General features: G+C 51.8%; 22 protein-coding genes and 1 tRNA gene. 17 read left to right on the forward strand and 6 right to left on the reverse strand.

Annotated elements, in window-relative coordinates; translation table 11 throughout:
• Window positions 1–2 precede the first annotated feature (2 nt).
• The 12 genes from napG to ccmH are packed head-to-tail and all read left to right on the forward strand — an operon-like array spanning window position 3 to window position 8,907.
• Entirely contained in the window at window positions 3–698 is a 696-nt protein-coding gene (napG, locus tag D9736_RS01290) for a ferredoxin-type protein NapG (RefSeq protein WP_000091300.1), read from the forward strand.
• Entirely contained in the window at window positions 685–1,548 is an 864-nt protein-coding gene (gene napH / locus D9736_RS01295) for a quinol dehydrogenase ferredoxin subunit NapH (protein ID WP_053882131.1), read from the forward strand. Before napG ends, napH begins: the two co-directional genes overlap by 14 nt.
• Complete coding sequence (gene napB / locus D9736_RS01300; RefSeq protein ID WP_000835174.1) at window positions 1,545–1,994, forward strand: nitrate reductase cytochrome c-type subunit; 450 nt, start codon at window positions 1,545–1,547, stop codon at window positions 1,992–1,994. Before napH ends, napB begins: the two co-directional genes overlap by 4 nt.
• Before the next feature lie 9 nt (window positions 1,995–2,003).
• Window positions 2,004–2,606 (forward strand): cytochrome c-type protein NapC, encoded by a 603-nt coding sequence (gene napC, locus D9736_RS01305; RefSeq protein WP_130207128.1) that lies wholly within the window; start codon window positions 2,004–2,006, stop codon window positions 2,604–2,606.
• A 14-nt stretch (window positions 2,607–2,620) separates the two neighbouring features.
• Window positions 2,621–3,244, forward strand: coding sequence for a cytochrome c biogenesis heme-transporting ATPase CcmA (ccmA, locus tag D9736_RS01310; protein WP_214678548.1), 624 nt, complete (start codon window positions 2,621–2,623; stop codon window positions 3,242–3,244).
• Window positions 3,241–3,903: a heme exporter protein CcmB gene (gene ccmB / locus D9736_RS01315; RefSeq protein ID WP_000971724.1), complete on the forward strand. Its 663-nt coding sequence runs from the start codon at window positions 3,241–3,243 to the stop codon at window positions 3,901–3,903. Before ccmA ends, ccmB begins: the two co-directional genes overlap by 4 nt.
• Before the next feature lie 41 nt (window positions 3,904–3,944).
• A complete protein-coding gene (ccmC, locus tag D9736_RS01320) occupies window positions 3,945–4,682 on the forward strand; it encodes a heme exporter protein CcmC (RefSeq protein ID WP_001295447.1) in 738 nt (245 codons plus the stop codon).
• A complete protein-coding gene (gene ccmD / locus D9736_RS01325) occupies window positions 4,679–4,888 on the forward strand; it encodes a heme exporter protein CcmD (protein WP_130217080.1) in 210 nt (69 codons plus the stop codon). Before ccmC ends, ccmD begins: the two co-directional genes overlap by 4 nt.
• On the forward strand, window positions 4,885–5,364 hold the full coding sequence (gene ccmE, locus D9736_RS01330; protein ID WP_130221898.1) for a cytochrome c maturation protein CcmE: 480 nt from the start codon (window positions 4,885–4,887) through the stop codon (window positions 5,362–5,364). Before ccmD ends, ccmE begins: the two co-directional genes overlap by 4 nt.
• On the forward strand, window positions 5,361–7,304 hold the full coding sequence (gene ccmF, locus D9736_RS01335; protein WP_130257503.1) for a cytochrome c-type biogenesis heme lyase CcmF: 1,944 nt from the start codon (window positions 5,361–5,363) through the stop codon (window positions 7,302–7,304). The genes ccmE and ccmF overlap by 4 nt, the downstream gene beginning before the upstream one ends.
• Window positions 7,301–7,858, forward strand: a complete 558-nt coding sequence (gene dsbE, locus D9736_RS01340) for a thiol:disulfide interchange protein DsbE (protein WP_033545454.1) — start codon at window positions 7,301–7,303, stop codon at window positions 7,856–7,858. The genes ccmF and dsbE overlap by 4 nt, the downstream gene beginning before the upstream one ends.
• Window positions 7,855–8,907: a cytochrome c-type biogenesis thiol:disulfide oxidoreductase CcmH gene (gene ccmH / locus D9736_RS01345; protein WP_130257504.1), complete on the forward strand. Its 1,053-nt coding sequence runs from the start codon at window positions 7,855–7,857 to the stop codon at window positions 8,905–8,907. Before dsbE ends, ccmH begins: the two co-directional genes overlap by 4 nt.
• 389 nt (window positions 8,908–9,296) lie before the next feature.
• On the opposite strand, the gene narP is transcribed toward ccmH, so the two are convergent.
• The 4 genes from narP to D9736_RS01365 form a co-directional block, all read right to left on the reverse strand.
• Entirely contained in the window at window positions 9,297–9,944 is a 648-nt protein-coding gene (gene narP, locus D9736_RS01350; protein ID WP_064526779.1) for a nitrate/nitrite response regulator protein NarP, read from the reverse strand.
• A 183-nt stretch (window positions 9,945–10,127) separates the two neighbouring features.
• A tRNA-Pro gene (locus tag D9736_RS01355) sits at window positions 10,128–10,204 on the reverse strand.
• 74 nt (window positions 10,205–10,278) lie between these two features.
• Window positions 10,279–12,039, reverse strand: coding sequence for an LPS biosynthesis-modulating metalloenzyme YejM (gene yejM / locus D9736_RS01360; protein WP_130257505.1), 1,761 nt, complete (start codon window positions 12,037–12,039; stop codon window positions 10,279–10,281).
• 19 nt (window positions 12,040–12,058) lie between these two features.
• Entirely contained in the window at window positions 12,059–12,286 is a 228-nt protein-coding gene (locus D9736_RS01365) for a YejL family protein (protein ID WP_001135667.1), read from the reverse strand.
• A gap of 181 nt (window positions 12,287–12,467) precedes the next feature.
• Between D9736_RS01365 and yejK the strand changes: the two genes are divergently transcribed.
• The 4 genes from yejK (at window position 12,468) to D9736_RS01385 (ending at window position 16,579) form a co-directional block, all read left to right on the forward strand.
• On the forward strand, window positions 12,468–13,475 hold the full coding sequence (gene yejK, locus D9736_RS01370; RefSeq protein ID WP_130207118.1) for a nucleoid-associated protein YejK: 1,008 nt from the start codon (window positions 12,468–12,470) through the stop codon (window positions 13,473–13,475).
• Window positions 13,476–13,853: 378 nt separating this feature from the next.
• On the forward strand, window positions 13,854–14,438 hold the full coding sequence (locus tag D9736_RS01375) for a NapC/NirT family cytochrome c (RefSeq protein WP_130257506.1): 585 nt from the start codon (window positions 13,854–13,856) through the stop codon (window positions 14,436–14,438).
• 93 nt (window positions 14,439–14,531) lie between these two features.
• Entirely contained in the window at window positions 14,532–16,172 is a 1,641-nt protein-coding gene (locus D9736_RS01380) for an FAD-dependent oxidoreductase (protein ID WP_240725519.1), read from the forward strand.
• A complete protein-coding gene (locus tag D9736_RS01385; protein WP_130217092.1) occupies window positions 16,169–16,579 on the forward strand; it encodes a cytochrome c3 family protein in 411 nt (136 codons plus the stop codon). The genes D9736_RS01380 and D9736_RS01385 overlap by 4 nt, the downstream gene beginning before the upstream one ends.
• 75 nt (window positions 16,580–16,654) lie before the next feature.
• Here D9736_RS01385 and rplY read toward each other — a convergent pair whose 3' ends face one another.
• Window positions 16,655–16,939, reverse strand: coding sequence for a 50S ribosomal protein L25 (gene rplY, locus D9736_RS01390; protein WP_000494183.1), 285 nt, complete (start codon window positions 16,937–16,939; stop codon window positions 16,655–16,657).
• Window positions 16,940–17,063: 124 nt separating this feature from the next.
• Window positions 17,064–18,824, reverse strand: a complete 1,761-nt coding sequence (locus D9736_RS01395; RefSeq protein WP_130207116.1) for a DEAD/DEAH box helicase — start codon at window positions 18,822–18,824, stop codon at window positions 17,064–17,066.
• 148 nt (window positions 18,825–18,972) lie between these two features.
• On the opposite strand from D9736_RS01395, the gene rsuA reads away from it, so the two are divergent.
• Entirely contained in the window at window positions 18,973–19,668 is a 696-nt protein-coding gene (rsuA, locus tag D9736_RS01400; RefSeq protein ID WP_130207114.1) for a 16S rRNA pseudouridine(516) synthase RsuA, read from the forward strand.
• The last annotated feature ends 10 nt before the right edge of the window (window positions 19,669–19,678 follow it).

Raw genomic sequence — 19,678 nt, forward strand, 5'->3', positions numbered from 1 at the left:
TTATGTCCCGGTCAGCGAAACCTCAAAATGGTCGCCGCCGCTTTCTGCGTGATGTTGTTCGCACAGCAGGCGGTCTGGCTGCCGTGGGTGTGGCGCTGGGGTTACAACAGCAAACCGCACGCGCATCAGGCGTGCGGTTGCGCCCGCCCGGAGCCATAAACGAGAACGCCTTTGCCAGTGCCTGTGTGCGTTGCGGTCAGTGTGTTCAGGCTTGCCCTTACGACACCTTAAAACTGGCGACGCTGGCCTCTGGCCTGTCGGCGGGTACGCCATATTTTGTCGCACGGGATATTCCTTGCGAAATGTGTGAGGACGTCCCGTGCGCCAAAGTATGCCCCAGCGGCGCGCTGGATCGTGAGATCGAATCGATCGACGACGCGCGGATGGGGCTGGCGGTGTTGGTGGACCAGGAAAACTGTCTCAACTTTCAGGGGCTGCGCTGTGATGTTTGTTATCGCGAATGCCCGAAAATTGATGAGGCAATCACCCTGGAGCTGGAGCGCAACACGCGTACCGGTAAGCACGCCCGTTTTCTGCCGACGGTTCACAGCGACGCCTGTACCGGTTGCGGTAAGTGCGAAAAAGTATGCGTGCTGGAACAACCGGCAATCAAGGTGTTACCGCTGTCACTGGCGAAAGGGGAGTTAGGTCACCATTACCGCTTCGGCTGGCTGGAGGGGAACAATGGCAAATCGTAAACGTGACGCCGGGCGCGAGGCGCTGGAGAAAAAAGGCTGGTGGCGCAGTCACCGTTGGCTGGTGTTACGTCGCCTTTGTCAGTTCTTCGTGCTGGGGATGTTTTTGAGCGGCCCGTGGTTTGGTGTGTGGATCTTACATGGCAACTACAGCAGTAGCCTGTTATTCGACACCGTTCCGCTGACCGATCCGCTGATGACGCTGCAAAGCCTTGCCAGCGGTCATCTGCCTGCCACGGTGGCGCTGATCGGTGCGGTGATTATCACCGTACTCTACGCCCTGGCAGGAAAGCGATTATTTTGCAGCTGGGTCTGCCCGCTGAACCCGATTACCGATTTAGCAAACTGGTTACGCAGACGATTTGATCTCAATCAGTCTGCGACGATCCCTCGCCACATTCGCTACGTGCTGTTGGTGGTCATTCTGGTGGGATCCGCCTTAACTGGCACGCTCATCTGGGAATGGATCAACCCCGTATCTCTGATGGGGCGTAGCCTGGTAATGGGATTCGGCAGCGGCGCGCTGCTCATTCTCGCGCTGTTTTTATTTGATCTACTGGTCGTTGAACACGGCTGGTGCGGCCATATTTGTCCGGTCGGCGCGCTGTATGGCGTGTTGGGTAGCAAAGGTGTAATTACCGTTGCGGCCACCGATCGGCAGAAATGTAACCGCTGTATGGATTGTTTTCATGTTTGCCCGGAACCGCATGTGCTACGTGCCCCGGTGCTGGATGAACAAAGCCCGGTGCAGGTCACCAGCCGCGATTGCATGACGTGCGGTCGCTGCGTGGATGTCTGTTCTGAGGATGTATTTACAATAACTACACGATGGAGTTCGGGAGCGAAATCATGAAAAGCCATGACCTGAAGAAAGCGCTGTGTCAATGGACGGCGATGCTGGCCCTGGTGGTGAGCGGCGCGGTTTGGGCGGCAAATGGCGTCGATTTTAGCCAGTCGCCGGAAGTATCCGGGACGCAGGAAGGGGCCATTCGGATGCCAAAAGAGCAGGATCGGATGCCGCTGAACTATGTGAATCAGCCGCCAATGATCCCGCATAGCGTTGAAGGTTATCAGGTAACGACCAATACCAACCGCTGCTTACAGTGCCACGGTGTTGAAAGCTATCGCACCACTGGCGCACCGCGCATCAGTCCTACTCACTTTATGGACAGCGACGGCAAAGTGGGCGCAGAAGTGGCTCCGCGTCGTTATTTCTGTCTGCAATGTCACGTACCGCAGGCCGATACCGCGCCAATCGTGGGGAATACCTTTACCCCATCAAAAGGTTACGGGAAATAAGAGGTTATTATGGGAAATTCTGACCGTAAGCCTGGTCTGATTAAGCGCCTGTGGAAATGGTGGCGTACCCCCAGCCGTCTGGCGCTGGGGACGCTGCTGTTGATCGGTTTTGTCGGCGGCATCGTCTTCTGGGGCGGCTTTAACACTGGGATGGAAAAAGCTAACACTGAAGAGTTTTGCATTAGCTGCCACGAAATGCGCAACACGGTGTATCAGGAATACATGGATTCCGTGCATTACAACAACCGTAGCGGCGTTCGTGCGACTTGTCCGGATTGTCACGTTCCGCACGAGTTTGTGCCGAAAATGATACGCAAGCTCAAAGCAAGTAAAGAGCTGTATGGTAAAATTCTGGGCGTTATTGACACGCCGCAGAAATTCGAAGCTCATCGCCTGACTATGGCACAGAATGAGTGGCGGCGAATGAAGGACAACAATTCGCAGGAGTGCCGTAACTGTCACAACTTCGAGTTTATGGATTTAACCGCCCAGAAAGGTGTTGCCGCGAAGATGCACGATCAAGCGGTGAAAGATGGGCAAACCTGTATTGACTGCCATAAAGGGATCGCGCACAAGCTACCCGATATGCGTGAAGTCGAACCAGGTTTTTAACAGGATGTCATTGCGTGGGGATGCTTGAAGCCAGAGAATTGCTCTGCGAGCGGGATGAACGAACCTTGTTTAGTGGTTTGTCATTTACGCTGAACGCAGGAGAGTGGGTACAAATCACCGGCAGCAACGGTGCGGGGAAGACAACGCTTCTTCGTCTGCTGACTGGGTTGTCTCGCCCTGACGCCGGTGAGGTTCTCTGGCAAGGGCAGCCCTTGCATCAGGTACGCGACAGCTACCATCAAAACCTGTTATGGATAGGCCATCAGCCGGGGATTAAAACCCGGCTGACGGCGTTAGAAAATCTGCACTTCTATCACCGTGACGGTGATACCGCACAATGTCTGGACGCTCTGGCGCAGGCCGGGCTTGCCGGATTCGAAGATATTCCCGTAAACCAGCTCTCTGCCGGGCAACAACGCCGCGTCGCGCTGGCGCGATTATGGCTGACCCGCGCTACGTTGTGGATCCTCGACGAACCTTTTACCGCGATTGACGTCAACGGCGTCGATCGTCTGACCCAGCGCATGGCGCAGCATACGGAGCAGGGGGGAATTGTGATTCTGACCACCCACCAGCCGCTCAACGTTGCTGAAAGTAAAATCCGCCGCATTTCTCTGACGCATACAAGGGGCGCATGATGTTCTGGCGCATTTTCCGTCTTGAGCTGCGCGTGGCGTTTCGCCATAGCGCCGAAATCGCTAACCCGCTGTGGTTCTTCCTGATTGTTATTACCCTTTTTCCACTTAGTATCGGTCCGGAGCCGCAATTGCTGGCGAGGATTGCACCGGGCATTATCTGGGTGGCGGCGCTGCTTTCCTCCTTGCTGGCGCTGGAGCGACTATTTCGTGACGATTTGCAGGACGGCAGTCTTGAACAACTGATGTTGTTGCCATTACCCTTGCCCGCCGTTGTGCTGGCGAAGGTGATGGCGCACTGGATGGTGACAGGTTTGCCTCTGCTCATTCTCTCACCACTGGTGGCATTGCTACTGGGAATGGACGTGTACGGTTGGCAAGTGATGGCGCTTACGCTGTTGTTGGGAACCCCCACGCTTGGCTTTCTTGGTGCGCCAGGCGTGGCGCTGACGGTCGGACTTAAGCGCGGTGGAGTGCTACTCAGCATTCTCGTGTTACCACTCACCATCCCCTTACTCATCTTTGCCACCGCTGCGATGGACGCGGCTTCGATGCATTTGCCCGTGGACGGGTATCTGGCAATTTTAGGCGCGTTGCTGGCTGGCACCGCGACATTAAGTCCTTTTGCGACGGCGGCAGCGTTACGAATCAGCATTCAATAACGCTGGATTACTGATTTTTGTTCGAGTCTGGTATCGAAACTATGTGGAAAACACTACATCAACTGGCGATCCCTCCACGGTTATATCAAATCTGTGGCTGGTTTATACCGTGGCTGGCAATCGCCAGTGTGGTCGTGCTCACCGTCGGCTGGATCTGGGGATTCGGCTTTGCTCCGGCTGATTATCAGCAAGGAAATAGCTACCGCATTATTTATCTACATGTGCCAGCGGCAATCTGGTCGATGGGTATTTATGCCTCGATGGCGGTAGCGGCGTTCATCGGTCTTGTCTGGCAGATGAAAATGGCTAACCTGGCGGTCGCGGCGATGGCGCCTATTGGCGCGGTATTTACTTTTATTGCCCTGGTTACTGGCTCTGCATGGGGAAAACCAATGTGGGGCACCTGGTGGGTGTGGGACGCGCGTCTGACTTCTGAACTGGTGCTGCTGTTTTTGTATGTTGGTGTGATTGCCCTGTGGCACGCCTTCGACGACCGCCGTCTGGCGGGCCGTGCGGCAGGTATTCTGGTGCTGATTGGCGTGGTGAATCTGCCGATTATTCATTATTCCGTGGAGTGGTGGAACACCCTACATCAGGGATCAACGCGGATGCAGCAAAGTATCGATCCGGCAATGCGTTCGCCGCTGCGCTGGTCGATTTTTGGCTTCCTGCTGCTTTCTGCCACGCTGACGCTAATGCGGATGCGCAATTTGATTTTGCTGATGGAAAAACGCCGTCCGTGGGTGAGTGAACTGATATTGAAAAGAGGCCGTAAATGACCCCTGCATTTGCTTCCTGGAATGAATTTTTCGCAATGGGCGGTTACGCCTTTTTTGTCTGGCTGGCGGTGGTGATGACCGTTATTCCGCTGGTGGCTTTGGTCGTGCACTCGGTGATGCGGCATCGCGCAATTTTGCGTGGTGTGGCGCAACAGCGGGCGCGTGAGGCGCGGTTACGTGCCATGCAACAGCAGGAGGCCGCATGAATATTCGCCGTAAAAATCGTTTGTGGATTGCCTGCGCCGTGTTGGCAGGTTTGGCGCTGACCATCGGTCTGGTGCTGTATGCGCTGCGCTCTAATATCGATCTTTTCTATACACCGGGAGAAATTCTCTACGGAAAGCGTGAAACGCAGCAGATGCCGGAAGTTGGTCAGCGTCTGCGCGTGGGCGGGATGGTGATGCCGGGTAGCGTGCAGCGCGATCCTGACTCACTGAAAGTGACGTTTACCATTTACGATGCTGAAGGTTCAGTTGATGTCTCTTACGAAGGCATTTTGCCGGACCTGTTCCGTGAAGGGCAGGGCGTTGTGGTTCAGGGCGAGCTGGAAAAAGGCAATCATATCCTCGCTAAAGAAGTACTGGCGAAACACGACGAAAACTACACGCCGCCAGAAGTTGAAAAGGCGATGGATGCTAACCATCGTCGCCCGGCAAGTGCTTATAAGGATCCCGCATCATGATGCCAGAAATTGGTAACGGACTGCTGTGCCTGGCGTTAGGGATTGCACTTTTGCTGTCTGTTTATCCGCTATGGGGTGTGGCGCGTGGAGATGCGCGGATGATGGCCTCCTCCCGGCTGTTTGCCTGGCTGCTGTTTATGTGCGTGGCTGGCGCGTTTCTGGTGCTGGTTAACGCCTTCGTGGTAAACGACTTCACCGTCACCTATGTCGCCAGTAACTCCAATACCCAGCTTCCGGTGTGGTATCGCGTGGCGGCCACGTGGGGGGCGCATGAAGGTTCGCTGCTGCTATGGGTGCTGCTAATGAGCGGCTGGACGTTTGCGGTGGCGATTTTTAGCCAGCGTATTCCGCTGGATATTGTGGCGCGCGTACTGGCGGTAATGGGCATGGTCAGCGTCGGCTTTTTGCTGTTCATTCTCTTTACCTCTAACCCGTTCTCTCGCACATTGCCGAACTTCCCGATTGAAGGGCGCGACCTTAACCCGTTGTTGCAGGATCCGGGGCTGATCTTCCATCCGCCTCTGCTTTATATGGGGTACGTTGGTTTCTCGGTGGCGTTTGCTTTTGCTATTGCTTCTTTGCTGAGTGGGCGTCTGGACAGCACTTATGCGCGTTTTACTCGTCCGTGGACGCTGGCAGCGTGGATCTTCCTGACGCTCGGTATCGTACTCGGTTCCGCATGGGCCTATTACGAACTCGGCTGGGGCGGCTGGTGGTTCTGGGATCCGGTAGAAAACGCCTCGTTTATGCCGTGGCTGGTGGGGACTGCGCTGATGCACTCGCTGGCGGTGACTGAACAACGCGCCAGCTTCAAAGCGTGGACATTACTGCTGGCAATCAGTGCTTTCTCGCTGTGTCTGCTGGGGACCTTCCTCGTGCGTTCCGGCGTGCTGGTATCGGTACACGCGTTTGCGTCTGATCCGGCGCGCGGTATGTTTATCCTCGCCTTTATGGTGCTGGTGATTGGCGGTTCGCTGCTGTTGTTTGCCGCGCGTGGACACAAAGTTCGCTCACGCGTAAACAATGCGCTGTGGTCGCGGGAATCTTTGCTGTTAGCGAACAACGTTTTGCTGGTCGCCGCGATGCTGGTGGTATTGCTGGGGACGCTGCTGCCGCTGGTGCACAAGCAACTGGGACTCGGCAGTATTTCGATTGGCGAACCGTTCTTCAACAGCATGTTTACCTGGCTGATGGTGCCATTTGCACTGGTGCTGGGCATTGGTCCGCTGGTGCGTTGGGGGCGCGACCGACCGCGTAAAATCCGCAATTTGTTGATTATCGCCTTCATCTCTACGCTGGTGTTGTCTCTGCTGTTGCCGTGGCTGTTCGAAAGCAAAGTTGTGGCGATGACGGTGCTCGGCCTGGCAATGGCCTGCTGGATTGCGGTGCTGGCAATTGCGGAAGCTGTGCTGCGTATTTCACGCGGCACGAAAACCACCTTCAGTTATTGGGGGATGGTGGCGGCTCACCTGGGGCTGGCGGTGACAATTGTTGGCATTGCCTTTAGCCAGAACTATAGCGTTGAGCGTGATGTGCGCATGAAGTCCGGCGATAGCGTCGATATTCATGAATATCGCTTCACCTTCCGTGATGTCAAAGAGGTGACTGGCCCGAACTGGCGTGGCGGTGTGGCGACTATCGGCGTAACGCGAGAGGGTAAACCGGAAACGGTGCTGTATGCGGAAAAACGTTATTACAACACTGCCGGGTCGATGATGACCGAAGCGGCGATTGACGGCGGCATCACGCGTGATCTGTACGCCGCGCTCGGTGAAGAGCTGGAAAACGGCGCGTGGGCTGTGCGCCTTTACTACAAACCGTTTGTTCGCTGGATTTGGGCGGGCGGGCTGATGATGGCGTTGGGCGGACTGCTGTGTCTGTTTGATCCTCGCTATCGTAAGCGCGTGAACCCGCAAAAAACTGCGCCGGAGGCTGTATGAAGCGCAAAGTATTGTTACTTCCTTTGATTATCTTCCTGGCGATTGCCGCGGCGCTGCTGTGGCAGCTGGCGCGTAATGCCGAAGGGGATGATCCGACCAATCTGGAATCGGCGCTCATTGGCAAGCCAGTGCCGAAATTTCGCCTCGAATCACTGGACAATCCGGGGCAGTTTTATCAGGCGGATGTGCTGACTCAGGGCAAACCGGTGCTGCTTAACGTCTGGGCGACCTGGTGTCCGACCTGTCGTGCGGAACATCAATATCTGAATCAGCTTTCTGCGCAGGGCATTCGCGTGGTCGGCATGAACTATAAAGACGATCGCCAGAAGGCAATTAGCTGGCTGAAAGAGCTGGGCAATCCTTACGCGCTAAGCCTGTTTGATGGCGACGGCATGTTAGGGCTGGATCTCGGTGTCTATGGCGCGCCAGAAACGTTCCTCATCGATGGCAATGGCATTATTCGCTACCGCCATGCGGGCGATCTCAATCCTCGCGTCTGGGAAGAAGAGATCAAGCCGCTGTGGGAGAAATACAGTAAGGAGGCCGCACAATGAGGTTTTTATTGGGTGTGCTGATGCTGATGATCTCCGGTTCAGCGCTGGCGACCATCGATGTGTTGCAGTTTAAAGATGAAGCACAGGAACAGCAGTTTCGCCAACTCACTGAAGAACTACGCTGCCCGAAATGCCAGAACAACAGCATTGCCGATTCTAACTCGATGATTGCCACCGACCTGCGCCAGAAAGTGTACGAACTGATGCAGGAAGGTAAAAGTAAGAAAGAGATTGTCGATTATATGGTGGCGCGTTATGGCAACTTCGTTACTTACGATCCGCCGTTAACGCCGCTGACCGTGTTGCTGTGGGTGCTTCCGGTAGTGGCTATTGGCATTGGCGGTTGGGTCATTTACGCCCGCTCGCGGTGTCGGGTACGCGTGGTGCCGGAAGCGTTTCCTGAACAAAGCGTGCCGGAAGGTAAGCGTGCCGGATTTGCTGTTTACCTGCCAGGTATTGTGGTGGCGTTAATTGTGGCTGGCGTCAGCTACTACCAGACTGGCAATTATCAGCAGGTAAAAATCTGGCAGCAGGCCACGGCACAGGCTCCGGCATTGCTGGACAGGGCGCTGGATCCGAAAGCCGATCCGCTCAACGAAGAAGAGATGTCGCGCCTTGCGCTTGGAATGCGTACTCAACTGCAAAAAAATCCGGGAGATATAGAAGGCTGGATTATGTTGGGCCGCGTTGGCATGGCGCTGGGTAACGCCAGTATCGCGACCGATGCATACGCCACTGCGTATCGCCTCGATCCGAAGAACAGCGATGCTGCACTGGGATACGCTGAAGCGTTGACACGTTCATCTGATCCCAGCGACAACCGCCTCGGCGGCGAACTGCTGCGCCAGTTGGTGAGAACGGACCATAGCAATATCCGTGTGTTAAGCATGTATGCGTTTAATGCCTTTGAGCAGCAGCGATTTGGCGAAGCCGTTGCCGCGTGGGAGATGATGTTGAAACTCTTACCTGCCAACGATACTCGCCGTGCGGTGATTGAACGCAGTATCGCGCAGGCGATGCAACATTTGTCGCCGCAGGAGAGTAAATAAAAAGAGGCCCGATGGTGATGCCATCGGGCTAGACTGATGACAAAGTGCGCTTTGTTTATGCCGGATGCGGCGTAAACGCCTTATCCGACCTACAAAATCGTGCGAATTCAATACATTGCTCGATCCGTGTAGGCCTGATAAGCGTAGCGCATCAGGCAGTGTTGCGTTTGTCATCAATATCAGCCCGATGGTGATGCCATCGGGGCCAGACTGATGACAAAGTGCGCTTAGTTTATGCCGGATGCGGCGTGAACGCCTTATCCGGCCTACAAAATCGTGCGAATTCAATACATTGCTCGATCCGTGTAGGCCTGATAAGCGTAGCGCATCAGGCAGTTTTGCGTTTGTCATCAATATCAGCCCGATGGTAAATCCATCGGGCTATTTTTTTATTGCGCCCCGCGTTGTTGCAGGAACAGAATGGTGGCCGCCACGCGTGAGCGGACGTTGAGTTTACGCAGCAGATTGCGGATATGGACTTTTACCGTCTGCTCAGAAATATTCAGTACCGAAGCGATCTGCTTATTGGACAGTCCTTGTGCCAGTTCGTGCAGAACATCTAATTCACGCTCCGTTAGCACGCTGAAGGGGTCTTCTTCAGCGCCAAACATTTCACGCTCGCGTAAGTACTGACTTACGCGTTCACTAAAGACTTTGCTACCTTTTGCTCCGGCGCGAATCGCTTCCAGCAACACTTCCGGATCGCTATCTTTCAACAGATAACCGTCAGCGCCTGCGTCTATCAATGCAAAGATATCGCTGGAGGCATCTGAAACGGTCAGGATTATAATTTGCGCGGTAACGCCATCCCTGCGCAAGGCATTGAGGGTATCCAGGCCACTCATACCTTTCATATTGAGATCCAGCAAGATCACGTCGATATCCAGTCTATTCGCCAGATCGATAGCACTAGCGCCGTCGCCTGCTTCGGCGACCACTTCAAAGCCAGGGTCAAGCTCCAGTAACTGACGAACACCGCGTCGCATAAGTGGATGATCATCCACAATCAGCACCTGAAAAGGCGTTGCTTCAGGCATAGTAGTCTCCTGAGGTTTTATTAGAATCATTATGTTTTAGCGTAGCGTTGGTTACGCTACCAGGCGCGTGAATGTTACCCCATTTTATGTATGGGCATGTAGTGAAAACTGTAAGTGTGGGTAGAAGGGGAATGACGTAGATATAAAAAAACCAACCTTTGCGGTTGGTTTTCTTGGGATTTTTGGTCGGCACGAGAGGATTTGAACCTCCGACCCCCGACACCCCATGACGGTGCGCTACCAGGCTGCGCTACGTGCCGACTCGTGGCTGCTTATACTACCGTTTTCCACACCGATTGCAAGTAAGATATTTTGCTAACTGATTTATAATTAATCAGTTAGCGATAAAACGCTTCTCGTCTGTCAGCACCTGCAATAACAAACTCAACTGTGGTTTTTCGTCTCTCACTCTTTCACCACGTAAGTTGTAAGTGCGGTATTTACCGTTATTGTTCAGTACTAGCGTCATTTTCGGTGTGGTAATTGCCAGCGTATCGTTATCCGCAGCTGTTACCCAGTAATGACGGCGCTCAGGGTTGAACAAGTCCTGACCTTGTGAGTATTCGCTGGCAGGCGTACTGACGTGTAGCAGGCGTTGCATCAGCGTGGTCATAAGATCAGTATGATCGGTCAAGGCATTAATACGCTGTGCCGGTGTGCCTGGCCAGTGAATGACTAATGGCACCTGAAGATGGCCACGTGACCAGTCAAAGGTTTCTTCATCTTCGCTCAGCGGAATGCCGCGACCAGCAGTGATAATCACCACCGTGTTGTCCAGTTTCCCGGATTCACGTAACGCATTCAGGACACGATTGATCTGGTCATCGACATTGCCTGCCGCACGGCTATATTTCCGGGCAAATGCCTGCTGATTGCTGTCATCAATATTGGTGCCATTGAAAGATACCCACGAGAACCAGCGGTTATCTTCTTGCGCGTAGCGGCCAAGCCAGTTGATCCACTGCGTGGCGGTCTGCTCATCGGATTGTGTATGTACGCTCGGCATCGAGAAGTCTGACAACAATGCCTGGCGATACAGCGGACTGGTAAAGCCATCTGACGAGAATAAGCCCAACTGATAGCCTTGCTGGTTGAGCGCGGTAATTAACGCCGCAGGCGTACGGGTCGACAGAATACCGTCCATATAGCTTGGCGAGATACCATAGAACAAGCCAAAGATACCGTTGTCGGTGGTGTTGCCGGAACTCAAATGGCGCGTGAACGAAATATTTTGTTCGGCAAAACCCGCCAGTGCAGGCATCTGCTTCTCGTAGCGTGAGTAGTTCAGGCCATCGACAGTAATCAACAACACATTTTGCCCGGTGCCCATATCGCGGTAGCGCAATTCGCTTAACGGATACTGTACGGAAACAGCGTCTGGATTGCCTTGCTCGATCAGACGGCGTTGATACTCCTGCGCATCAAGCAGACCATGCTTCTCAAGAAAACGTCGTGCCGTCATCGGGTACGAAAGCGGCAGGTTAGCGCGCTGCATGGTGATAGGGCGATAGAAGTTAGCATCGGCCCAGATATACACCATGTGTGAGGCGATAAAGGCGATAAATAAGAATGCAGCCAGCGGACGGGCGAAGCGTCGACGACGCGTCAGACTGCGCAGCTTTTGCCAGCTCCACGTCGCAAACACCAGTTCAATCAATAAAATAACTGGCACGCTGATAAACATTAGCTGCCAGTCGCGCGCCATCTCATTCTCGTCCGGATTGATAACCAACTGCCAGACGATGGGGTTAAGATGGAGATGGAAACGGGTAAAGACTTCGCTGTCGATCAGTAACAGCGTCATTCCCACAGTGGCCAGAATGACGGACAAAAACCTCATTAGCCTCTGTGAGCCGACGATAAAGGTCAGCGGGAAGAGGATCAGCAAGTAGGTGGCGAACACCAGAAAGCTGAAGTGGCCGATAATGCTTACATAGGAATAAATACGACCCGCAAGCGTTGTCGGCCAGTCGGCGATAAACAGGTAACGACTGCCAATGACAAGTGAGAGCAGAATGTTGAACAGTGCAAACCAGTGCCCCCAGCTGACCATCTGGGAGACTTTTTCACGGTAGCGCTGACGATGAGTTACCATAACCTGTTATCTGTTTCCCTTAGTGCGCTTTGTCTTCGTTGATCGAGGACTGCAAAGCGCGGGCAAAAGAGTTGGCAATTGCCTGGCGTTGAGCCGGGGCAATGCTGGTATTGATAAGGTTAGTGACCATGTTGCCTAACACCATCAGGGAAAGGTCGGTCGGAGCCTTATGTTTTTCCAGTACGTTGAGCAGCTCTGCGAGCAATTGTTCAACCTGTTCATCACTGTAGCGGGAAATTTGTGGCATAAATCGAAATCAGTTAGTTGATGAAAGGGCAACATATTACCGTAGCAACGGTTTTTTTTCTGCTTTTTTATGCTTTCAATCATTCTCCTTACGCAGCCTTCTGTAAAATGGCCGCCAACTTTTATTGCGTCGCTTTACCGGTGGTGGTTGAATACCGCCCGGTCTTAAAGGAGAGTTTATCATGAGTCTGGATATCAACCAGATTGCTCTGCACCAGCTTATCAAGCGTGATGAGCAGAACCTTGAGCTGGTGTTGCGCGATTCATTGCTGGAACCGACGGAAACCGTCGTTGAGATGGTGGCAGAGTTGCATCGGGTCTATAGCGCCAAGAATAAAGCCTACGGATTGTTCAGCGAAGAGAGTGAACTGGCGCAGACGCTGCGCTTACAGCGTCAGGGCGAAGAGGACTTTCTGGCATTTAGCCGCGCGGCAACCGGTCGCCTGCGTGACGAACTGGCGAAATATCCTTTTGCTGATGGCGGTTTCGTCCTGTTTTGCCACTATCGTTATCTGGCAGTTGAGTATTTGCTGATTTGCGTGCTGAGCAATCTAAGCAGTATGCGCGTCAACGAAAATCTCGACATCAACCCGACCCATTATCTTGATATCAATCATGCGGATATTGTGGCGCGTATTGATTTAACTGAGTGGGAAACCAATCCGGAATCGACACGCTACCTGACTTTCCTGAAAGGGCGAGTCGGACGCAAAGTGGCGGATTTCTTTATGGATTTCCTCGGTGCCAGCGAAGGGTTGAACGCCAAAGCGCAAAACCGCGGTCTGTTGCAAGCGGTTGATGATTTCACTGCCGAAGCGCAACTGGATAAAGCAGAGCGACAGAACGTGCGCCAGCAGGTTTATAGCTACTGTAATGAGCAGCTGCAGGCCGGCGAAGAGATTGAACTGGAATCGCTGTCGAAGGAGCTGGCAGGCGTCAGCGAAGTGAGCTTCACGGAGTTTGCTGCTGAAAAAGGCTACGAACTGGAAGAGAGCTTCCCGGCAGACCGTAGCACGCTGCGTCAATTGACGAAGTTTGCCGGTAGCGGCGGTGGCTTGACCATTAACTTTGATGCGATGCTGTTAGGTGAACGCATCTTCTGGGATCCAGCGACCGATACGCTGACCATTAAAGGTACGCCGCCGAATTTGCGCGATCAATTGCAGCGCCGGACGTCTGGCGGGAACTAAATCTCCAACGCGAATGTTTCTTTTTAGAGAAACAGTTGCGGGGTAATCACAATTCTTGTCAATCAGTGAGTAAGATAACTTGCTGATTGACCTTTCATTCGAAAATATTTTCTCTGTTATCATATTAAATGTTGCAGTAAATATTTTTCTCTTCCTCTTTATTCGATAATAAATCGGTCTGGTAACTATTTCCGCCGTTTTTTGTGAGCTGTAACACTGGAAAAAACATTCTGTTTAATTATATTGAGTTTTCCTGGCGTTATATTTTGTTATTTGCTTTGCCTATATAAAATGCAAGTATATTTTTAATGTCAATATTATTGCCGTTGTGTTTGACTCATTATATTAATCGTATGAATGATTTTAAGGATTCACCGCATGGAGCAAGAAAATCCTGAAGATAAAAAGTGTTGTCGACCGAAAAAAACGTTCTCTTTAACCAGAAAGTTACTGGTATGTTTTATCTTTACCCTCATTGTATTCAGTGGCTGTTTATTTGTCGTCATGAACACGGTCATTCACAACACCAGCACTGACAGCTTTTGCCTGGGTTGTCATGAAATGAAAGACAACATCCTCACCGAGACCTTCAAAAAATCCATTCATGGCAGTAATCGTACTGGCGTGAAGGTCGCTTGTGCTGATTGCCATATTCCTGATGAATTTGTCCCTAAGATGATCAGAAAAGCCCACGCCGTTAAAGAGGTTTGGGGTCATATGACAGGCGTAATTGATACGGCTGAAAAATTCGATGCACATCGTGGCGAAATGGCAAAAGCGGAATGGGCAAGAATGAAAGCAAACAATTCGCAGGAATGCAGAAACTGCCACGATATTTCTAAATTACAGAAAAAATTTATGGCGCCGTTCCATGAGGCTTCTCTTAAAGAAGGGAAAACATGCATTGATTGTCATGCCGGCATTGCACATAAATTACCAGCAGTTGCAACAGCAGTTCATTAGTCATTAATACATGAATGTCATGTCTGTTTGGTTTCAAATAAAAACAAGAAGGGTTTCATGTTGATTTAAATTTTTATGCAAAAGGACCATGTTATGAGGAAACTAAAAAGGGGATTCTTATTAGCTGGGGTATTAACGGCGCTTTCCCTAAGCGCCTATGCTGACAGAAATATGAATAAGATCCCGCATATCAATCTGTCGAATCCATCCGTCGAACCAGTTAGTGAGAGAATAATCCAAACAGATGTTGTTGTTATTGGCGGTGGGCTTTCTGGCATGTCCGCAGGGTTGACTGCAGTACAGGGCGGAGCCAAGGTTGTTATTTTTGAAAAACTACCAAGCCTTGGAGGGGCAGGCGTTTATCCTGAAGGCAGTTTAGGCATTGGCACCCTTATGCAGAAAAAAGAGGGGAAAGGTGCCACGCTGAATCAAGCCTTTGGTAAGGCGATCGATTTCCATCACTGGCGAGCCAATGCCAGTGCATTGCACGCATTAATGAAAAACTCAGGCGAAACCATTGATTGGGTTGCCAGTAATGGCGTTGAGTTTACGACCTTAAAAACCACCATTTATCCTCAGTCAGATTCATTATGGACCTGGCATATGTATAAGCATAACGGTGCATCTGTTACTAAAAGCTTTTACAAGAAGATCCTTGATGGCGGTGGTCAAATCTACACCGAAACTCCTGTTAAGAAGATTATTCGCGATAAACAAAGCGGTGATGTCGTTGGCGTCGAAGCGGTTAATAGCGTAACAGGGGAAAAAATCATTGCCTATGGTAAAGGTGTGATTGTGGCGACCGGTGGTTTTGCCAACAACCGTGACATGATTGAAAAATACATCACCGATGTGAATCAGAAAAACATGGTGCCGGTCAAACTACGTGGCCCCCTGATTGATGGACGCGAAGGCGATGGTATCAAAATGGGGCAAGACATTGGCGCTGATACTGCCGGGATGCAAACCATTGCTGGCAATAGCCCATATGTCGATCAAGACCCTCCTATCCGTCAGTTTAATGGCGCGGATTACCAAAAACAGGCCAGAACATCATTAAGCCAGCCATTCCTGTGGATTAACCGACAAGGCGAGCGTTTCTTTGATGAGTCACTCGGTTCCAGTTTTACCCTCGTTTATAACGCTATCACCATGAATGGCGGAGTCATGTATTCCGTCTGGGATGACGCAATGCGTCAGAAGATGGTTAACGAAGGGCCGGTCACGCCGTTTAACGCCATTGTGTTGCCAGGGCAACCGATGAAGGCGCTGGATCAGGCGATCGAGATCGGCATGAAAGAAGGGTGGTTGTTTAAAGGTGAAACGTTGGACGATCTGGCAAAACAGATCAATGTTCCTGCAGACAATCTGAAAGCGACGATTGCGAAAGTAAACAAGTATACGGATGAAGGTTTCGATCCTGACTGGGGGCGCAAGAAAGAGCATCTGTTTAAATTTCAGGATAAAGGACCGTATTACGCCGTGAAAGGTATTCGGGCTTATTTCCTGACGCTGGGTGGTTTGAAAATGAACAGCGATCTGCAGGTCTACGATACCAATGAGAAGATTATTCCGGGTCTGTATGTTGTCGGGCAGGATATGGGCGGTCTGTATGACAGCTCCTATGATTTGGTACTTGAAGGATCGGCTTCTGGCTTTGCGTTGACGTCGGGACGTATGGCAGCGAAACATATTATAAGCACCAGAATGCAGGCACAGGGAGGTGGCAAATGAACAAGCTATTGAAGAACATTGTCACAATCATTCTTGCTGGCGTAATGTGCACCGTTATCGGTATGGTTTCTGCCAGTGCACAAGAGATTGTTGGCATGAAAATGCACAAGACCATTGGTCTGGAATGTAATAACTGCCATGTTGATGATGTTAAAGCCAACAAGAATATGACGCCAACGTGCGTTAGCTGCCATGCGCCTGGTGAGCGTTATTATCATGGTAAGAAGGATTCAGAAGGTAACTCAGTGTTAAAAGAGTATCCGGAGTCGGGTAAAACACGAGTTGCTTCTTTCCATAACTCTCATGGCGGGGAAATTCGCTGTACGGTATGCCATACGTCACATGAGAAGGAACCACAGCCACTCTATTGCAACAACTGCCATCAGTTTGATGTGAAGATTAAGTAGTGCAGGTATTTGTCAGTCGCTAAAAAAGAAAACGGCCCGTAAAGGCCGTTTTCTTTTGTTCAACTTATTCAGCGATTAAGCGCGAACGAAGTCGATGTGCTGCAGCTTCGGTTTGTACGGATGACGCTGTACGTCCTGAGCTTTAACTTTGATTTCTTTACCGTCAACAACGATGGTCAGAACTTCGCTGTAGAATTCAGCTTTAGCTTGCATGTTCATGACTTTGTCGTGATCCAGCTCGATAGCCAGCGGCGCTTCTTTGCCACCGTAGATGATTGCCGGGAACTTGTTAGCGGCACGCAGGCGGCGGCTCGCACCCTTACCCTGCTCTTTACGTACTTCTGCGTTGATAGTAAACATTTCTTTCTCTCTTAAATGATTCCTGCTACAGGCGACCCAGCAACAGGTAAGTGATCTGCTTTGCGTATGCAAAAGCGGGCGAGATTCTATACTCAATCGCCTTATACATCAATCAAAACTACCATTAACCGCGTAATTCGTGCGCCCGCCGAAAACGACCTTCGTAATCGAATATTTTTTCACGCACCTGCCAGTACTGGCCTTTCATGCGGGCGACGACAAAATCCGGATGGCGCAATAAGGCTTGTTGGGCGAGGATATCGGCAGCGGTGATCCAACGCAAAGGGATGCCCGGTGTACGCGTATGTGGGCGGATAAAAAGTTGTTCGAAGGCAGTACGCTGGGCGGGCGTTTGCAGACGGAAACGCTCACTCACATCAGCGCCGTCTTCATCGTAATAGGTGATTTTCAACCATTCGCCTTTCTCGTCGTGCCCATGCTGCAAAGACATGCCGCTACAGCGTAATACTAGGGCGTCTTTCAGTCGTAGCGCCGCTTTTAACATATCATCCGGGTCAACCAGAATGGTGTCACATTCGCGGCAACGGCGGGCGGCAATATCATTTTCTGCGTTACATTGCGGACAATTTTTAAAACGGAAACGGAAGTCACACTGTTCGCGATGACCGTCGTCATCTTCAAACCATCCCTGACAGCGGCGACCAAAGTGTTCAATCAATGTCCCGTCGGCGGTCGTTTTCCCCCAGAAGGTGTTAGCAAAGCCGCAGGCAGGGCAGAAAACCTGCACCGGGACGTTGTCACTTTTGCCTTTCGGTGTACCAACTTCCGGTGCGTAGAGGTCATGAGGATTGCCCGCATAATCGAGAATTAAGCAATCTGTTTTACCCGGCGCCAGACGCAGACCGCGCCCGACAATTTGTTGGTAAAGGCTCACTGATTCGGTAGGGCGCAGAATGGCGATAAGATCGACGTGCGGGGCGTCAAATCCGGTGGTCAGCACCGCAACGTTGACCAGATAGCGAAAACGCTGGGCTTTAAAATCTTCAATTAACACATCGCGCTCAGCGCCGGGCGTGTCGCCAGTAATCAGTGCAGCATCTTCTGCGGGTAGCAAACCGACAATCTCTTTTGCGTGTTCAACCGTCGCGGCGAAAATCATCACCCCTTTACGCTTTTCGGCGAACTCCATAATCTGGCTGATGATGTGTGGAGTAATGCGTTGCTGTTTTTTCAGCTCGCGGTTGAGATCAGCTTCGCTGAACAGCCCGTTACTCTGTGCCTGCAAGCGGCTGAAATCGTATTGCACTACCGGCATATCCAGCCGTTCTGGTGGCGTCAGATAGCCGTGTTTAATCATATAACGCAGCGGCAGCTCATAAATGCAGTCACGGAAAAGGGCTTTCTCATCGCCGCGTACCATGCCGTGATAATGGAACTGATAAATCCAGCCTTTGCCCAGTCGAAAAGGCGTGGCAGTCAGCCCCAGCAGGCGTAAGTGGGGATTCACTTTTGTCAGGTGAGTGAGGATTTGCTGATACTGGCTCTCTTCGTCGTCACCAATACGGTGGCATTCATCGACAATCAACAGCGAAAATTCACCCTGAAAGGCATCAAGATTACGGGCGACCGATTGCACGCTGCCAAATACCACTTTACCGTGGCTCTCCTTGCGTTTTAGCCCGGCGGCAAAAATATCGGCTTCCAGCCCCAACGCCTGGTATTTAGCATGGTTCTGCGCCACCAGTTCTTTGACGTGTGCCAGCACCAGAACACGACCACGCGCCAGCCGTGCCAGTTCGGCAATCACCAGGCTTTTACCTGCTCCGGTAGGCAGCACGATAACGGCAGGGGTTTTATGACGACGAAAATGGTTGAGCGTGGCATCCACGGCTTCTTGCTGGTATGGACGAAGTGTAAAAATCATGGTTTAGCGTAGGTAGATTAATCTGCTAATAGTATGCCACGGATCTTTTTCCCTTGAGGGAAGTTATTAGACCGCTATACTGGGCAGACAACAGTTCTGATTTTCGGGTCTATGCCCGACCTCCGTTTTTACAGGCAAAATCACACACATGCGACTTGATAAATTTATCGCACAGCAACTCGGTGTTAGCCGTGCTATTGCCGGGCGTGAAATCCGCGGCAATCGTGTCACCGTTGATGGCGAAATCGTCCGCAATGCAGCGTTCAAACTGCTCCCTGAACACGATGTTGCTTATGATGGCAATCCGCTGGCGCAGCAACACGGCCCGCGTTATTTCATGCTCAACAAGCCCCAGGGCTATGTTTGCTCAACTGATGACCCGGATCACCCAACGGTGCTCTATTTTCTGGATGAACCTGTGGCGTGGAAACTGCACGCGGCGGGGCGGTTGGATATTGATACCACCGGTCTGGTGCTGATGACTGACGACGGTCAGTGGTCGCATCGCATTACTTCTCCGCGTCATCATTGCGAGAAGACCTATCTGGTGACGCTGGAATCACCCGTAGCTGACGATACGGCAGAGCAATTTGCCAAAGGCGTACAGCTGCATAACGAAAAAGATCTCACTAAGCCAGCGGTGCTGGAAGTGATTACCCCTACGCAGGTCCGTCTGACCATCAGTGAAGGGCGTTATCATCAGGTGAAACGCATGTTCGCCGCCGTGGGTAACCACGTGGTTGAGCTGCATCGTGAACGCATTGGCGGTATTACTCTGGATGAAGATTTAGCCCCAGGTGAATATCGTCCATTAACTGCAGAAGAAATTGCCAGCGTCGGTTAACACTTTCATT

It is taken from the genome of Escherichia sp. E10V10, from assembly GCF_004211985.1.
In the GTDB taxonomy this organism is placed as follows: domain Bacteria; phylum Pseudomonadota; class Gammaproteobacteria; order Enterobacterales; family Enterobacteriaceae; genus Escherichia.